The 16,548-nt window shown below is 48.5% G+C and carries 13 protein-coding genes; 4 read left to right on the top strand and 9 right to left on the bottom strand.

Annotated features, from left to right (window positions below; translation table 11 throughout):
* Positions 1–42: 42 nt before the first annotated feature.
* The 7 genes from FSB75_RS00245 to FSB75_RS00215 all read right to left on the bottom strand — a co-directional run bounded on the left by FSB75_RS00245 (position 43) and on the right by FSB75_RS00215 (position 10,293).
* Positions 43–1,863, bottom strand: a complete 1,821-nt coding sequence (locus FSB75_RS00245; protein WP_146781286.1) for a sialidase family protein — start codon at positions 1,861–1,863, stop codon at positions 43–45.
* 81 nt (positions 1,864–1,944) lie between these two features.
* Entirely contained in the window at positions 1,945–3,318 is a 1,374-nt protein-coding gene (locus tag FSB75_RS00240) for a sialidase family protein (protein ID WP_146781284.1), read from the bottom strand.
* Positions 3,319–3,345: 27 nt separating this feature from the next.
* Complete coding sequence (locus FSB75_RS00235) at positions 3,346–5,145, bottom strand: sialidase family protein (RefSeq protein WP_146781281.1); 1,800 nt, start codon at positions 5,143–5,145, stop codon at positions 3,346–3,348.
* Positions 5,146–5,168: 23 nt separating this feature from the next.
* Positions 5,169–6,959 carry a sialidase family protein gene (locus FSB75_RS00230; RefSeq protein WP_146781279.1) on the bottom strand — a complete coding sequence of 597 codons (1,791 nt, stop codon included), beginning with the start codon at positions 6,957–6,959 and terminating at the stop codon, positions 5,169–5,171.
* A 70-nt stretch (positions 6,960–7,029) separates the two neighbouring features.
* Complete coding sequence (locus FSB75_RS00225) at positions 7,030–8,022, bottom strand: acetylxylan esterase (RefSeq protein ID WP_146781277.1); 993 nt, start codon at positions 8,020–8,022, stop codon at positions 7,030–7,032.
* A gap of 1 nt (position 8,023) precedes the next feature.
* A complete protein-coding gene (locus tag FSB75_RS00220; RefSeq protein WP_146781275.1) occupies positions 8,024–9,034 on the bottom strand; it encodes a D-2-hydroxyacid dehydrogenase in 1,011 nt (336 codons plus the stop codon).
* Positions 9,035–9,045: 11 nt separating this feature from the next.
* Complete coding sequence (locus tag FSB75_RS00215) at positions 9,046–10,293, bottom strand: mandelate racemase/muconate lactonizing enzyme family protein (protein WP_146781273.1); 1,248 nt, start codon at positions 10,291–10,293, stop codon at positions 9,046–9,048.
* Between the two features lie 159 nt (positions 10,294–10,452).
* Between FSB75_RS00215 and FSB75_RS00210 the strand changes: the two genes are divergently transcribed.
* The 4 genes from FSB75_RS00210 to FSB75_RS00195 are packed head-to-tail and all read left to right on the top strand — an operon-like array spanning position 10,453 to position 14,656.
* Positions 10,453–11,088, top strand: coding sequence for a bifunctional 4-hydroxy-2-oxoglutarate aldolase/2-dehydro-3-deoxy-phosphogluconate aldolase (locus FSB75_RS00210; RefSeq protein ID WP_146781271.1), 636 nt, complete (start codon positions 10,453–10,455; stop codon positions 11,086–11,088).
* A 3-nt stretch (positions 11,089–11,091) separates the two neighbouring features.
* Positions 11,092–12,240: a galactonate dehydratase gene (dgoD, locus tag FSB75_RS00205; protein WP_146781268.1), complete on the top strand. Its 1,149-nt coding sequence runs from the start codon at positions 11,092–11,094 to the stop codon at positions 12,238–12,240.
* A gap of 60 nt (positions 12,241–12,300) precedes the next feature.
* A complete protein-coding gene (locus FSB75_RS00200) occupies positions 12,301–13,692 on the top strand; it encodes an MFS transporter (protein WP_227990713.1) in 1,392 nt (463 codons plus the stop codon).
* Positions 13,682–14,656 (top strand): 2-dehydro-3-deoxygalactonokinase, encoded by a 975-nt coding sequence (locus FSB75_RS00195; protein ID WP_146781266.1) that lies wholly within the window; start codon positions 13,682–13,684, stop codon positions 14,654–14,656. The genes FSB75_RS00200 and FSB75_RS00195 overlap by 11 nt, the downstream gene beginning before the upstream one ends.
* 80 nt (positions 14,657–14,736) lie before the next feature.
* On the opposite strand, the gene FSB75_RS00190 is transcribed toward FSB75_RS00195, so the two are convergent.
* Both FSB75_RS00190 and FSB75_RS00185 read right to left on the bottom strand, forming a co-directional pair.
* A complete protein-coding gene (locus FSB75_RS00190; RefSeq protein WP_146781264.1) occupies positions 14,737–15,693 on the bottom strand; it encodes an aldo/keto reductase in 957 nt (318 codons plus the stop codon).
* 16 nt (positions 15,694–15,709) lie between these two features.
* The gene (locus FSB75_RS00185) at positions 15,710–16,516 is read right to left on the bottom strand and encodes an HpcH/HpaI aldolase family protein (RefSeq protein ID WP_146781262.1); all 807 of its coding nucleotides are present in this window, start codon (positions 16,514–16,516) and stop codon (positions 15,710–15,712) included.
* Positions 16,517–16,548: the final 32 nt, after the last annotated feature.

Genomic DNA, 16,548 nt, shown 5'->3' with positions numbered 1-16,548 from the left:
ATGCTAATTTGATAACGATTGCGTGCTTTTTGTTCTATCGCTTTAAGGCTGCCATACCGTCGAACCAATAAAATATTTTCCGAAAAGATTGTAATAATAGAGCGTCATAACTTTCCCATCGGGCCGCTGAATAGACTCAGGATAACCCACGTCCACATTTAGGAAGTCGTTGCGCAACTGCACTTCCGTTTTAATATCCCAGGTCTTGCCGTTGTCATTACTGAAACAAGCTCTTATGCCGCCGGGCGAGCCGTGAATTCCGTCGCGGATGCCATAACTCATTACCAAGCGTCCGTCTTTGAGTTGAATTATATCGGCCGGATGACCGATCATGTCTGTTTTCCAAACCGGCGCCCAGGTTTTACCGTTGTCGTCTGAATAAGTAGACCAGATGGCATTCTCCGGTGCGTGATTCCGAAGTCCTACTACGATGCGGCCCGTTTTTGTGCGAACAATTCCGGGTTCCATAAAGCCGCCCAATTTTCCGCCCGGATCGCTGGCGATGGTGGACAGATAACTCCAGATTTTCCCTTTGTCAGTTGAACGCAACATTACCGATGAACGGTTTCCTACATCGCTCTTCGGGCTGTAGCCAATCACGGCCATCAAAACAGAGCCGTCGGGCATTTCAATGGGTGCGTCTGTTGGGCCTTCAAGATTAGTGAAGGGCATGTTGGCTGTTTCAATGTATGCAGGCTTCGACCAGGTGCGGCCATTGTCTTTTGAGGAAATCGTGTAAGCACCGAGATAATGTTTACCCGGCTCCGTATAACGCTTGTCTGACTCGGATAGCTTTTGCAATTCGGGGTTGTTTGTGGGCCATGCGTATTCCCCGTCCTTGTCGTACAGATTGTTGTAGAACACGCCGACCATTATCGTTCCGTCTTTCAACTGAATGCCGCAACCCTCCCTTTCGTCCACGTTTTTAATTCCGGCAATGGTTATCTTATCGCCCCATGTTTTACCGCCGTCTTTTGAGCGAAGCATGATCACGTCGCCGTCGTTCGAAATGTGCTCGGTGCCCTCTCTTGTCATCAACAGAATCTCTCCATTTTTCAGCTTGATGATGTCTGCGGGATGCAAGTGCCGGTAACCGTCAGTGTACACAACACTGTGTTCGTATTTATCCGTGCCAAGCATCTTGCTGTATGCTTGTGTTGCAAGAATCTGCGTTTGCTCGTTCAGTTTGGCCATGTCCATGCGCAAGGCTTCCAGTTGCCCTTCCAACGATTCGATTGAGGTCTTCAGCACATCGCGGTATTCCTTTACCATAAACCAGCCGTTGTGCCATCGTTCAAATGGAAGAATCTCCACTTGCAGTGAAACCGGCTTGCCCGCTTCCACTGCCGAACCCGGAACGCTTAACTGAAAGACGCCACTGTTCCCGTACAAATCGAATTCGCGGTGTGTACTCGTGTAAGGATATTCAACTCGCTTTGAAATATACTTTAACTGATAATCGCCTTCCGTCCATGTATAATCGCGCATCATACCAAGTGTGAACGTAAGTGCGTATTGCCCGTTCACCGTAAGCTTTGCCTGCGGGCCTTTCGAAATCTCGGAAGGAAGAACGGATGTAGAGCCAATAAAAGAAAATGTAGTCGGCTTTTTTTCGGGCACAACGGCGGTTTGCCAGGAAACAAAATTCCGGTCCATGTGACCGGGTATCCACCAACCGGCCGTCATGTAGCCTTTGCTCTGACCGCGAAAATCACGATTTAATGGACGGCGCGGATCGGAATCGTCGTGGTGGAAAACCACTTTATCAAATCCCTCTACCCACTGTTGGTTTTGTGCCCGTAACGAAAGGTTAACCAGCATTGTAACCAAAACCAGGGAACTAATTTTTTTCATCCGTTTCATGATTGAAATGTTTTAAAACGTCTGGAAAAGTTTTTAGGCCGCGACAGATTTTCTGTGACTTTAATAAAGACGTTAGTACATTCACTTCTTCTTCATCGAAATGGTTAGCGGCCTTCCATACGTATAACGTCCAGTCTTGTTGGTCCAGTGGCCAAAATCATAAGCCACAAAAATGTTGTTATCCTTATTCGTTTCTTCAATGGCCATATAGTGCGTGGTGTAAATGCCAGAAGTGAGCTGCAGAATATTGCCCCAGGTATCGCCGCCGTCGGTGCTAAAGGCAAGATAATTTCCGTTCCAGGGATGCGTTGGGTTTTGCCAGTTGGCCCTTGCCGGAATACGAACACCAAAGGCGGCTACCAAAATGCCACTTCGCAATGACAGCAGATCAGGATCTACAACGGCGCCGATAATTTCATTGGGATTGTTGACAATGAGTTCTCCTTTTCGTTTCGTGTCCTTAAACATTTCTTTCCACTGATCGGTGGCATACACATCACGCCCCGCAAAAACAATGGGCTCCGGCTTGTTCCAGGTTTTGCCATTGTCATCAGAGATTGTTTTGTACAATTCACGTCCTGTTCGCATCAAAGAGATCAACCGGCCTTCATGCACCCCTTTGTTGACGCGGTTTATAACAGGTTCGCCAAAACCTTCCGTGCCGATGCCTTTTTCCGCGGCCACGGTTGACACGTAGTCCCAGTTCATTCCCTTGTCTTTTGAGCGAAAAAGCATGACTCTTGTTTTCTTCATCGTGGGTATGTAGCCTGCCGGTTCGTTGTCGCCTTTTTGCCAGCCGTAGATGGTGGTGAGCAAGTCACCGTTCGGTAACTCTATTATCCGCCGGTGAAGCCGCATGGCGGCATGAGGCCTTCCTCCGTCGTCGGTGGAACTGTAAAAATCAGCATCCGGAATATTAAATTTTATTTCTACCGGGCCTTGCAGGGTGCGCCAGTCGTCGGTAGACGTGTACATGAGGCCAATGCCTTCATCAGCGGCCTTGCCCGGCGTTACATAGGTTTCCAGCGCCAGAATTTTTCCGTTGCGCAATTGAATGGCGCCGCCTTCAATATCCACACCGTTACTGCCCTTGGGAAAAGAAAATTCATTCCATGTGTCTCCTTTGTCGCGGGAAACAACGGTCGTCATTGCATAGGGATAAAAAATTCGCTGCTGCGGCAGGGGCTTTTTTGAATTTTGCGATTGCACGATTATCGTTCCTGCTTTTGTCGTCAGCATGGAAGGTTGCAGGCCATCGGGTATCACCATTCTTTCTTTTCCAAAGTCAAAACTCAGCTTGTTGTCTTTTGCCAAAACAAGCGGTGTATTGTGCACCACATCGGCGGGAGCCGATAGCCTGGCGCTGTCAAGATATTGCGCCTGTACGGCCGGCGAAATGATGAGCAAGCCCGTTGTGCACAAACAAAAGAAAATGAAAATTTTTGCTTTATTCATGGTGTTTGTATTTGCTGTTTGAATGAATTATTTTTTGTTACGGTCTAACTGCCAAAAGGTTTCGCTCAAAAAATATTTGCCGAAAAGATTGTAGTAATAGACCGTCAGCATTTTGCCGCCGGGATACTCAAGTGATTCGGGATAACCGATGTCCATGTTGATAAAATCATTACGCAATTGCTTTTCCGTTTTGATGTCCCACGTCTTGCCGTTGTCGTTGCTAAAGCAAACGCGGATGCCGCCTGGTTTTGCATGCGCTTCGCGAATACCGTAAGAGGCCATCAATCGTCCGTCTTTCAATTGTATTAAATCTACGGGGTGACCGATCATGTCTGTTTGAAAAGGCGGCGCCCATGTCTTGCCGTCATCATCGGAATACGTCATCCAAATGGCCTGCTCTGGACCGTGATTGCGAAGTCCGACCACGAGCCTTCCTGTTTTTGTTCTTACAATTCCCGGCTCTACAAAATTTCCCAGCTTTCCACCGGGATCGCTGGCGATGGTAGAAACATAGTTCCACGTTTTTCCTTTGTCGGTTGAGCGCAATAAAATAGAGCCTGTATTCTTCGGATCACCGTGCAGACTATAACCGATAACGCCCATCACGATAGAGCCGTCGGGCATTTCAATCGGTGCGTCTGTTGGGCCTTCCAAACCGTTCACCGGCATTCCTTTAATGTCAATGTAGTTTGGCGCGGACCATGTTTTACCGTTGTCTTTCGACGTAATGATATATGTGCCGAGACGCGGACGAACCGTATCTTTAGCTAACTGGCGATCAGGCTTCCACAAAAAATAAGCGCCATCCGGAAAATAAAGACCGTTGTAAAAAATGGCCACCACGATTGTTCCGTCTTTCAACTGAATGCCGCAACCTTCCCTTTCGTCCACGTTTTTAATTCCGGCAATGGTTGTCTTATCGCCCCAGGTTTTGCCGCCGTCTTTTGAGCGAAGCATGATCACGTCGCCATCATCGGCAATGTGTTCTGTGCCTTCTCTTGCCATCAGCAAAAGCTCGCCGTTCTTTAACTTGATTAAATCGGCAGGGTGCAAGTGACGATAGCCATTGGTGTAAACCACTTGGTGTTGAAGGTCATCCGTTCCCAGCATTTTGTTGTACACCTTTGTTGCCAGTATCTGTGTTTGTTCGGAGAGAACCGCCGCATCGTTGCGCAAGCTATTGATCTCGCCCTGCAGCCGTTGAATGTTTTCCTGCTTCAGCACGTCTTTGTATGTCTTTACCATGAACCAGCCGTTGTTCCAACGATCAAAGGGGACCATCTCTACTTCGATTACCACTGACTTTCCAGCTTCCACTGCATCGGCAGGAACCGTTAACTGATACAGGCCGCTGTTGCCATCGGGATGAAATTCACGCATTGTACCGAAGTAAGGATACTCAACCCGTTGTGACGTATAGCTTAATTCATAGCCGCCTTCTTTCCATGTAAAGTTGCGCATCATACCGATGTTGAACGTAAGCGCATAGTTGCCGTTCACCGTCAGTTTTACTTTGGGCCCCACGGAAAATTCAGCGGGCAGTGGCGCACTGGCACCGACGAATGAAAACGTTGTCGGCTTTTTTTCGGGAACAACGGCCGTGCGCCACGACAAAATATTTTTTTGCATCTGTCCTTTGGCCCACCACGCAGCCGTCATATAACCGCGTGTATTGCCTAAATAATCGATGGTGGACAGCGAACGGTTACCGTTGTAATGAAACAGCACTGTGTCATAGCCTTCTACTTTTTGTAGCTCTTGTGCTGCTGCAAAAAGCGAAGACGCAATAAAGAGGTTCAGGAAAAACAATCGCATGGTTGTCTTCATGAAAGACGATTAAAAACAATTAATTAACGAACCGGCTTCCAAACCGTTTGGCCCAAATAGTATTTTCCAAACAGGTTATAATAGTAAACGGTGAGTATTCGCCCGTCTTTCATTTGCATGGACTCGGGATAACCAATATCCCAGTTAAAGAAATCATTGCGAATCTGCACTTCCGTATTGATGTCCCAGGTTTTTCCGTTGTCGTTGCTGAAGCATGCCCGAATGCCGCCGGGTGTTGTGTGTCTTCCTTCACGAATGCCGTACGTAGCCATTACGCGGCCGTCGGCCAATTGTATCAGGTCAACGGGATGGCCAATCATCTCTGTTTTGACAACAGGCGCCCAGGTTTTACCGTCGTCGTCGGAATAAGTCATCCACACGGCGCCTTCGGGTGCACCGTTGCGCAGACCAGCGATGATGCGACCCGTTTTGGTGCGAACGATGCCGGGTTCAACAAAGTTGCCAAGTTTGCCACCCGGGTCACCGGCGATGGTGGAAACATATTTCCACGAAGAACCCTTGTCGGTTGACTTCAACAACACCGAACCAATGTTTTTGCTGTCGCCGTTAATACCGTAACCAATTACACCCATGATGATGGAACCGTCGGGCATTTCAATCGGCGCATCAGTTGGTCCTTCCACACCGGTGAACGGCATGCCTTTGATGTCCAAAAATTTTGGCGCCGACCATGTTTTGCCGTTGTCTTTCGACGTAATGAAATGCGTACCCAAACGTGGCCTGTCCAACTGCGGAAGTTTTACGGCGCCGTTCCAATTATAAACACCTGAGGGCAGGTAATTGTCGTTGTAAAAAACACCCACGAGGATGGTTCCGTCTTTTAGTTGGATGCCGCAACCTTCGCGTTCGTCCACGTCTTTAATGGCCGTAATTATCTGCGGATCGTGCCATGATTTACCACCGTCTTTCGAACGCAACATCACCACGTCGCCATCATTAGCATAGTGCTCGGTTGCTTGCCGCGCCATTATCAAAATGTCGCCGTTCTTTAGTTTAATCAGGTCGGCCGGATGCAGGTGACGATAGCCGTTGGTATAAATAACCTGGTGCTGAAAATGATGCACTGTATCGAGCATGGGCGCATACACTTCGGTGGCCAGTATCTGCGTTTGCTCGTTCATCTTGTTCAAGTCGGCACGCATGGCCTCAATTTCGCCTTGCAGCGATTCGATGCTGGCAGCCTTGGTCACATCTCTTCTCTCCTTTACCATAAACCAACCGTTCGGCCATTGCTCAAACGGAAGGATTTCCACTTCGATTACTGCGCTCTTGCCTACTTGCACCGTCGATGCCGGAACGGTTAATTGATAGATGCCGCTGTTGCCGTGAATTTCAAACTGGCGGTGATTGCCGGTGTAGGGATACTCTACGCGTTTGGAAATGTATTTGAGTTCATACTCACCTTCCTTCCAAGTAAAGTCACGCATGCGTCCCAGTGTAAACGTAAGGGCATAAACGCCGTTCACAGTCATCTTCGCTTTTGGCCCAACGGAAAATTCAGAAGGCAATACCGAAGACGAACCGATGAAGACGAAAGTGGTTTGTTTCTTTTCCGGAACGGCAGCCGTTCGCCACGAGAGAATGTTCTTCTTCATTTGTTCAGGCGCCCACCAACCGGCGGTCATGTAGCCACGCGACGAACCGCGAAAGTCACGCACAGCCTGTGTGCGGTTGGCGTTGTAATGAAAAACAACCGAGTCGAATCCTTCAACCGTTTGCTTTTCCTGTGCAAACGAACCAAGAGCAATAAAGGAGAAAATAAAACTAAAAATGTAACGTGTAGTCAACAGCATAGCGATGATTTATGAAAAGGATTAAGCATTCGTTATTCGTTTTGCAAAATGGCTTTGTTGCGTCGCACAATTAGTGTTTGCGAAATTTCTTTTCAAGCCAGCTCCACGTTTGATTGTAAAAATCAACGCTGCTTGTATGCGTCAGTTCGGGATAAAACTTCAGCTTTTTTCTCGCATGAATTTTATCGTACACCGATTGTATTGTTTGCGCCGGACAAGTTTCGTCCCTGCCGCCGGCACTCATCAACACCGGCACTTTCAGGTTTGTTACCAACTGCAATGGATCAAAATAATCCAGCGTTTGCAACGACGTTTCCGTATTTGCTTTGGCCCTGTCAAGGAGGGTTTTTACCAAGGATTTGTTGACGCTTGCAGCCAGACGAAAATTGCAGAGAAAAGGCACGTGCGCCACAACCGCCTTAATGCGTTTGTCGAGCGAAGCAACGGCCAGCGAAATGCCGCCACCCTGGCTGGTGCCCACCATGGCAATGCGGTTGCTGTCAATGTCGGAACGGGTGACGATGTAATCAATCATACGCATCACATCGGCGTAAGCACCTTGATAATACGCACCTTCTGGCGCATCCAGTTTTGATGTGAGTTTGTCGCCGCTAAGCTTAAAATATTTGGCTGACTCGCCTTGCCCCCGTGGGAACACTTGCAGGATGGCATAACCGCGTTGACATTCGCTCAACATCACGCCTTGCTGGTCGCCGCCGTAACCTGGCGTCGTCACAATCACCGGCCAGGGTTTTGCGCCGCCTTCGCCTTGTACGGGAAGCGAAAGAAAAGCAGCCACTTCTACATCACCAAGGCTGTGCACCGTGATAAAAAACTTGCGGTAGGGAATGGCTTCTTTTATGCTTTCTACTTTTGCATTGACGGGAACGAGCGCCAATTCTTCTTTTGTTTTTTTCCAGAAGGAATCAATGTCTCGCCGTTCTTGAAAATGGAGGGAATGATGTGAAAGCAACTTTTTTTCGTCTGTGTTTTTTTTGCTCACCGCCATAACGGGCAAACAAAAAACCAGGAGGAGCAAAGAAGAAAAAAAGTGAGCATTCATTTTATTTTCCTTTTAAGGCAGACGGCGTTAACTCATTCAACAAAGGCTCACCGTTTTGCAATCGTTGCACGTTGCGGTAAAAAATATCCCAGGTTCTTTCCAGGAAATGAGGACTTGCGCTTGAGCCCGAGATGTGTGGTGTGAGGATAACATTTTTCATGCGCCACAAGGGATGATCTTCCGGCATTGGGTAATAATAATGCGTGTCGAGTGCTGCGCCGGCAAACCAGTTTTCCTGGAGCGCTTTTATCAACGCGGCTTCTTTAATCAACGGGCCTCTTGCCGGGTTGAGAAGAAAGGCCGATGGTTTCAGCAACCGCAATTCTTCTTCACCTACAATGCCTTCCGTGTTGCCTGTTTGCGGAATGGCCATGATGAGAAAATCAAGCCCTCTCAGGAAGGTTTCTTTATCCTCGTAACCGAACACTTTGTCGGGCAAAACTCCTTCTGCATCGCCGGTGCCGGGGACGCAATAAACGCTGTCTCTTTTTTGAACGCCTGAACGGGACAACACATGCACCTGCATGCCCATGGCTTTCGCCAATCTCGCGGTTTCGCGACCAATGCCGCCATAACCCCAGATGCCTACGACACCGCAACGTATCTCGGTTTGAAATTGTGCGGCACGGTCCCAAACCTTCGTTTCCTGGTTGCGAATCATCTGCCGCAGGTTGCGGGCAAGGTTGATCATCATGGCCATGTTCCATTCGCCAATGGGCACATCAAACACGCCCAAAGCATTGCAGGCTTTCACGCCTCTTTCTTCCAATCGTTGCCCGATCAGCTGCGTGTAGCCGGCAGAACTTATCTGGATCATTTTCAGGTTCCGCATTTCCGCATGATTGGACGGCGGAACAGTACAGAACAAAACATCGCAATCCCGTATTTGCTCAACCGGCAAAGGCCTTGATGAGACTGCGGGTTCTTTTATGACGTCCACATTCACTTCGTCCAATGCTTGCAGTGATGCGAGCAGAGGTTCGTACACGGGCATATCAATCAGAATGTTCATGGATGGAAGTGCTAGGTGGATAAAATTTTTCCGGGCACGCTGTTGAACTCACCGCTGCCGGGAACAAAGGGAAATTTGCGGATGGTTTCATCCGTCAATTCGATTCCCAGTCCGGGTTTTTCGGGTGGCAAGATGTAACCATTTTTTAGTTGCAGACTGTCACCAATCAATTCGCTGTGCAAAGGACCATAAGCCGGTGCCACTTCCAGCATCACGGTGTTAGCGCAGGCAAAGCCGCAATGAATGTTTTGCATTTGCGCAGCACCCGCACCCCAGGCATGCGGCGCAATGGACTGGTTCTTTGCAGCCAGCCCTGAAGCGATTTCCATAAACGGCCCAAGGCCGGATACAAAGGCCGCATCGGGTTGACCAACGTGAAAGCAGTTACCTTCAATAAACGTTTGCCATTCGCAAGGTGCCGTCAGGCATTCGCCACCAGCGATTGGCGTAGTGGTGTTGTGACAGAGTTCCGCATACAAATCGGGACGTGTATAATGAAGCGGTTCTTCTAAAAAGAAAAGATCGTAAGGCTTTACTGCATTTGCTACGGCCGTTGCAGTTTCAAGTCCCCACGTAGTTTTGGCATGATTGCCCATGTGTGCATCCAGCATCAGCCACAAATCATTGCCAAAACGTTCGCGAATAAAACGCAGTTTGTCCGCTTCAAAATCGGCTGCGGCTTGTGGTTCGCTTGCAATCTCCGAACCGCTTTCCTTGTAATAAGCACCGGCACCAACTTTTACACCGTTGAAGCCAAGCGAACGATAGTATTCAATCTTGCCGGCTAGTTTATCAATCGGGTAATTGCTTGGTCCACCTGTGGCATAACAAGGAAGTTTTGCGTGTTCTTTCAATGAAGTTTGCGGAAAGGCCTTTGCATATTCCTGTTGCAATAATTTATATACGGGCTGGCCAAGCGTTTTGCCTTTTATATCCCACAATGCAGCTTCAATGCCGGTGAGCACGATTGCTCCCAAACCGACGCGGCACCAAAAGTTGCCGCAGTGATACATTCGTTGCCACAGTTCAGCGATGTTATCCGCTTCTGCACCAATCAAAATGGGTTTGAAAAAATCAACGATGGCTGGAACTGATTCAGGGAAAAAGTAGCCGCCATATGTTTCACCAATGCCTACCAAACCATTGTCGGTTTGAATGCGAATGAACGCAGCGCTGCGCAGTTTGCGGGCTTCGGAAAGATAAGGGTCGAGTGTGCAAGGACCGGTTAACAAAATAGCGGAAACATCGGTTATCCTCATCGGGGATCAGTTTAATCACGCTGTCGGAAAGCGTTCAGCCAAAAATATCGAAGTCGTTTTTTCTCTGCTGATACTATTGCTCACAGTAATGATATTTTCCTACCGGTAAAGAGGCAGGTAGACAACAAAGCTTAACTTAATTGCGGTGAAGAAATCATTATGACGACAGCGTCTTCTCAAATTCTGACAAATAAGATTGTGGCAATTCTCCGGGGATTGCCTGCTGACACCGTGATGCCGGTTGTGGAAGCCCTGATAAAAGGCGGCATAAAAGCGGTTGAAATCACCCTCAACACACCCGGGGCGTTTGACATGATAAAAGAAATAACCGCTGTCTTTGGCAATAAGCTGCTTACCGGCGCAGGAACGGTGATGGATGTTGAGCAGGCAGCGAAAGCAATAGACGCCGGTGCCGGTTTTATTATTTCGCCTTCCCTTGACCTCAGTACCATCGCGTATACAAAGGCGCAAAATTGCGTAAGCATTCCGGGAGCTTTTACCGCCACGGAAATTGTTACGGCTTACAAGGCCGGTGCTGATATTGTAAAAGTTTTTCCGGCTTCGCATCCTCAATACATTAAAGATTTGCAAGGGCCGCTTTCGCACATTCCAATGATGCCAACGGGCGGCGTGTCGCTCGAAAACATCGCCGCTTTTCAAAAAGCAGGCGCCGTTGCTTTTGGCATTGGCAGTGCACTTGTGCCCTCCTCGTTAACAAAAGACACGCTGAACGAAAAAGCCTTGGTTGAAAAAGCAAAGGCCTTTGTTCGAGCCGTTCAACCTTCTTCTAAATAGCGTATGAAAATAAAAACCTACCAACTCTATCCCGTGCCACCGCGCTGGTTGTTTTTAAAAATAGAAACGAACGAAGGCATTGCCGGATGGGGCGAACCCGTGATAGAAGGCAAAGCAGCGACGGTGAAAACAGCCGTGGATGAAATGATGGAATACCTTATTGGCAAAGACCCGCTCAACATCGAGGATCATTGGAATGTTCTTTACCGGGCAGGCTTTTACAGAGGCGGCGCTATCCTTATGAGCGCCCTGGCCGGCATAGACCAGGCTTTGTGGGACATTAAAGGAAAATTTTTGAACGCTCCGGTTCATCAATTGCTTGGCGGCAAAGCCCGTCAAAACATGCGTGTTTATTCCTGGATTGGAGGCGACCGTCCGGCGGACGTAGCCACTGCGGCAAAAGCAATGCAAGAACAAGGATTCACGGCGGTAAAAATGAATGCCACAGAAGAAATGCAGTACGTTGACTCGCACGCAAAGATTGATGCGGCCCTGGCCCGCGTGGCCGCCATCAGGGAAGCGGTGGGCGATGCGCTTGATATTGGCATTGACTTTCACGGCCGGGTGCACAAGCCCATGGCAAAAACATTGGCCAAGGAATTAGAAGCCTTTCACCCCATGTTTATTGAAGAACCGGTGCTGCCGGAAAATAACGAAGCGCTTAAAGAGATACGCCAACACACAACCATTCCGATTGCTACCGGTGAGCGCATGTTTTCGCGTTGGGATTTCAAGCCGTTGTTGCTGGATGGATGCGTTGACATTATTCAGCCCGATCTTTCTCACGCCGGCGGCATTACCGAATGCAAAAAAATTATTTCCATGGCCGAAGCCTTTGACGTAGCCGCCGCGCCGCATTGTCCGCTTGGCCCGATTGCTCTTGCGGCCTGTCTTCAGGTTGATGCCACTTGCCACAACGCCTTTATTCAAGAGCAAAGCCTTAAGATTCATTACAACCAGGGCAGCGACCTGCTCGATTATCTGGTGCATCCCGAAGTTTTTCATTACAGCGATGGTTATGTGAACATACCCAATGGCCCGGGCTTGGGTATAGATATCAACGAAGAGCAAGTGAAAAAGATGGCAGCCATCGGGCACAATTGGAAAAATCCGGTATGGCGTCACAAAGATGGCAGCGTGGCCGAATGGTGATGAACAAGCCAACAAAAATCAACTTCTGTTTTATTCCCCTTAAAGCTTAAACCGCCGCGAATGTTTTCGCCCAAAAAGGATCAACCGCTGCCTGCAAACAACAAGGTTATAAGCCCGCGTAAGAAAACCAACGTCCGTTACAAAATGCTGGCCCTTGTGTTTGTGAACGTGGTGATCAATTATATGGACCGCAGCAACATCTCCGTGGCCGGTACTGCCTTGAGCAAAGATTTTCATCTGACATCGGTTCAACTGGGGCTTGTTTTTTCAGCCTTTGGCTGGACGTATGCATTGCTGCAAATTCCCGGTGGCTGGTTGGCCGACCGCTTTGGACCGAGACCTGTTTATTCGTGCAGTTTGTTTGGCTGGTCCGCCGCTACGTTTTTTCAGGGTTTTGTAAACGGCTTTAGCGGCCTGCTTTTTCTTCGTCTTCTCATTGGTGCGTTTGAGGCGCCGGCTTATCCCACCAACAACCGCATTGCAACGGCCTGGTTTCCGGACAATGAACGGGCTTCGGCTATTGCCCTTTACACGTCGGGGCAGTTTGTTGGCTTGGCGTTTTTAACGCCTTTGCTTGTCACCGCACAGCATTTTTTCGGTTGGCGCGGATTGTTTATCGCCACGGGCCTTGTTGGTATTTTATGGTCTTTTTGTTGGCACCTTTTTTATCGCGACCCGGCTAAACACCCCGCCGTTAACGAAGCCGAATTAACCTACATTGAAGAAGGCGGCGGCTTGCCGCAACGGAGGCAAAAACAATCTACCGAAGCTCCCAAAAAATTAACCTGGGCTACCGCAAGGCAGGCCTTTACGTCCAAAAAATTATGGGGCATTTACATCGGGCAGTTTACCATCAATTCTACCTTGTGGTTCTTTCTCACCTGGTTTCCGACTTACCTCGTTAAATACCGGGGACTCCAATTTCTTACGTCAGGCTTTCTTGCTTCGCTTCCGTTTATCGCGGCCTTTTGCGGCTTATTGTTGTCCGGTTTTGCATCCGATTACCTGCTGAAGAAAAATGTCTCGGCCGGCATTGCCCGCAAAACACCCATCGTTCTCGGCCTGTTGTTGTCCACCACGATCGTAGCCGCTGATTATGTTTCCGGTTCGTTTTGGATCATCTTTTTCCTTTCGCTGGCCTTCTTCGGCAACGGCCTTGCTTCCATTACCTGGGTGCTGGTATCGGCACTGGCGCCCAAACACCTGATAGGATTTACGGGAGGCGTATTTAATTTCATCGGCGGCCTGGCTTCCGTCATCGTTCCCATCATTATTGGCTATCTGGCCAGCAGCGGCAACTTTAAACCGGCTTTGTTCTTTATTGGAGTCTTGGCCTTCGTCGGCGCCTGCTGTTATATTTTTATGGTGGGTGAAATAAAGCGAATTGACGGCGAAGACGTCGCAACGGATTTTGTTTTGCAAAACCAACCAGCCCTTAACAATGAAGCCTGATAAAAAAATATTCTTAAGCTGCGATTGGGGAAGCAGCCGGTTTCGATTGCGGCTGGTGGATGCACTTGAAGAAAAAGTTTTGGGGGAAATTGAGTCCGGCGAAGGCATTGTCGCAACTTTCACCGCATGGAAAAAAACAGGGAAAGCAGAACCCCATCGCTTCGCCTTTTATTGTTCCGTTATTCAAAAACATATCGGCTTGCTGGAACAGAAGATGGGAACAAAGACCACAACGCCGATTATCGTGTCGGGCATGGCCTCCTCCACCCTGGGCATGAAAGAATTGCCGTACAAAGCCACGCCTTTTCTTATCACTGGCGACGATTTGCTAATTGATGAAACAAAGCCAGACGACAATTTTCATTTCCCCTTATATCAGGTGTCGGGTATAAAAACGGCTGACGACGTGATGCGTGGCGAGGAAACGCAAATTCTCGGTTGTGGATTGCAAGGAGATGAAGCAAAGCAAATCATCATCCTACCGGGAACGCATTCAAAACATGCGGTTGTTTGCGGTGAGAAGGTTGTATCGTTCGCCACCTTTATGACGGGTGAGTTGTTTCGCTTGCTGGCGCAACATTCAATGCTTGCACAAAGCGTTGCGGCCGGGACCTGGGACGATATCCGTCATCAAAAAACGTTTGCTAAAGGCGTTACCGACAGCGCTTCTATGAATCTTCTGCAAAGCAGTTTCCGTGTGCGGATAAACGATTTGTTTCATCGGTTAAGCAAAGAGGAGAATTATTTTTATCTATCGGGACTGGTAATTGGAACCGAGTTGCAAAGTCTTGACCGGAGCCTTAGCCATCTTCTCGTTGCCGACAAAAGCCTGTCACTTCTTTATACAAAAGCCTTGCAGGTGATGAAATTCCTGAACTGGAAACACATTGATGCGAATGACTGCTTGTTGAAAGGACATTTGAAAATTTACAGGCGAATCGTTGATGGCGGCGCGAAGGACTGAAGACGGTGTAAAAAGCATGCGATAATATATTTTACTTTCAGGTTATTCCTTGTACTTCGCAACGCACAGAAATTCCAACTTTACTTCAGCCAACCCAAGCGATCCCATTTCGGGAGATCAAGAAACGAAGGATCGGGATATTGCAAGGCTTTTGCCTTCGCTAATTTCTGTTCATCAAAGTAAACTCCATCGGCTGTGCGAAGAGATTCCTGTAAATAATTCAGACGGTCTATTCCTACCAAAACCGAACTCACTTCGCCAAACGACAAAGCAAATTTTGTAGCGAGTGAAGGCAGGTCAATAGTTGATTCATCGAGAAGCGAACGGTATTTTTTTATGTGCGCTTCCACTTCGTGCAAAGCCGGATGAAGGTCTCTGCCTTTGCTGCTCAACAAGCCCTTTAACAGTACGGAGCGAATGACAAGTCCGACACCCTGCGATGCAGCCGCAGAAAAAACGGTTTGCTGTCGCTGGTCCATCAAGTTGAAAGGAAGTTGTATAACGTCCCAGGCTTTGCTGTCAATGGCCAACATCGCTTCTTCGGCCGCGTAGGTGGAAGCGCCGGTGGCACGAATACGGCCTGACTCTTTCAAGTCGAGAAACACGCGCCGCACGTCTTCGTTTTCCAAAATTTGAATATCGGCCTGGTGCAGCATGAACACGTCCACGTAATCTGTTTGCAAAGCGGCAAGGCTTTCAGTCAACGAGCCTTCAATGATTTTTTTTAAAGATGAATAAGCGGGGATAGTTCCATCAGCGTCGCGAAAATGTTTGCACTTCGTGGCAATGACAACGTCTTTGCGGCGATTAAAAAAAGCTTTGCCCATGATGGTTTCGCTTTCGCCGTAAAGTCTTGCCGTGTCGAAAAAATTAATGCCTCCTTCCAAAGCTGCATGCAAAAGAGAAACCGCTTCGGAATGCGATAACATGTCCGATTGATCGTTTACGCCGATGCCGTACGGAAGCCCGATCTCCACGCCACCAAAGGCAATCTCCGAAACCGATAATCCTGTCTTGCCCAACTTTCGTTGCCGCATAACTGTGCTCAAAATTTTATTTATAGATACTTGCTGCCTTGGTCTTTTCTGCAGCCGTGTTTGTAAACTGGTTCACCAGTCCTTTGAAGTAATTAGACAAGCCTACCACATCGGCACCAACGCTGACAAACTGGTAGCCCATGTCAACAAATTCATTCAGCTTATCGATGCCGCCGGTGGTAGCTGCAAACTTGCCGTACTTGTTTGCCACTTCGGCTACTCTTTTTCTTGCAGCGATCAAGTCCGGATGATTCCACTGTCCCGGCGCACCAATGCCCTGGCTAAAATCTCCCGGACCGAAAAACAACATATCGTATCCTTCTACGTCTGCAATTGCTTCTAACTCTTTCAGCGGTTCGGGATCTTCTATTTGAAGAATGACAAAGCGTTCACGGTTGGCTTGCTCCAGGTAATCGTTGAAGTCAATGTTGGTATAAGCACCGTCTGCATTACCACCGTCAATGGCACGCAATCCCAAGGGATGAAAGCGGGTCATTCGCACGATGTTTTTGGCGTCCTGCGCACTCATCACATGCGGCACCATAATGCCCGTAGCATCCATCTCCAGCGGCTTTACCAAATCGCTGTAACTGCCTCGTGGTATGCGCACCAAGGTGTCCGTGTCCCAGGCCTTTGCCGACCACACCTGGCTGTTAATTACCGACCAATCCTGCGCCGAATGTTCCTGGTCAAGCCACACGCAATCAAATCCAGCCAGCGATGCTATTTCGGAGACTTGCGCATTGGCAAAATTTATTTTAATACAGCTAACGGTTTCGCCTGCTCTCAATTTTTTCAGTACGCGGCTCGGTCGCATGTTCATGGTTGACGTGTTTGGATTTAATGAATCTTTCT

Source organism: Flavisolibacter ginsenosidimutans (assembly GCF_007970805.1).
GTDB classification, from domain to species: Bacteria; Bacteroidota; Bacteroidia; order Chitinophagales; family Chitinophagaceae; genus Flavisolibacter; species Flavisolibacter ginsenosidimutans.
Note: the sequence above shows the minus strand (reverse complement) of the source record. Positions and strands in the feature narration are given on the sequence as shown.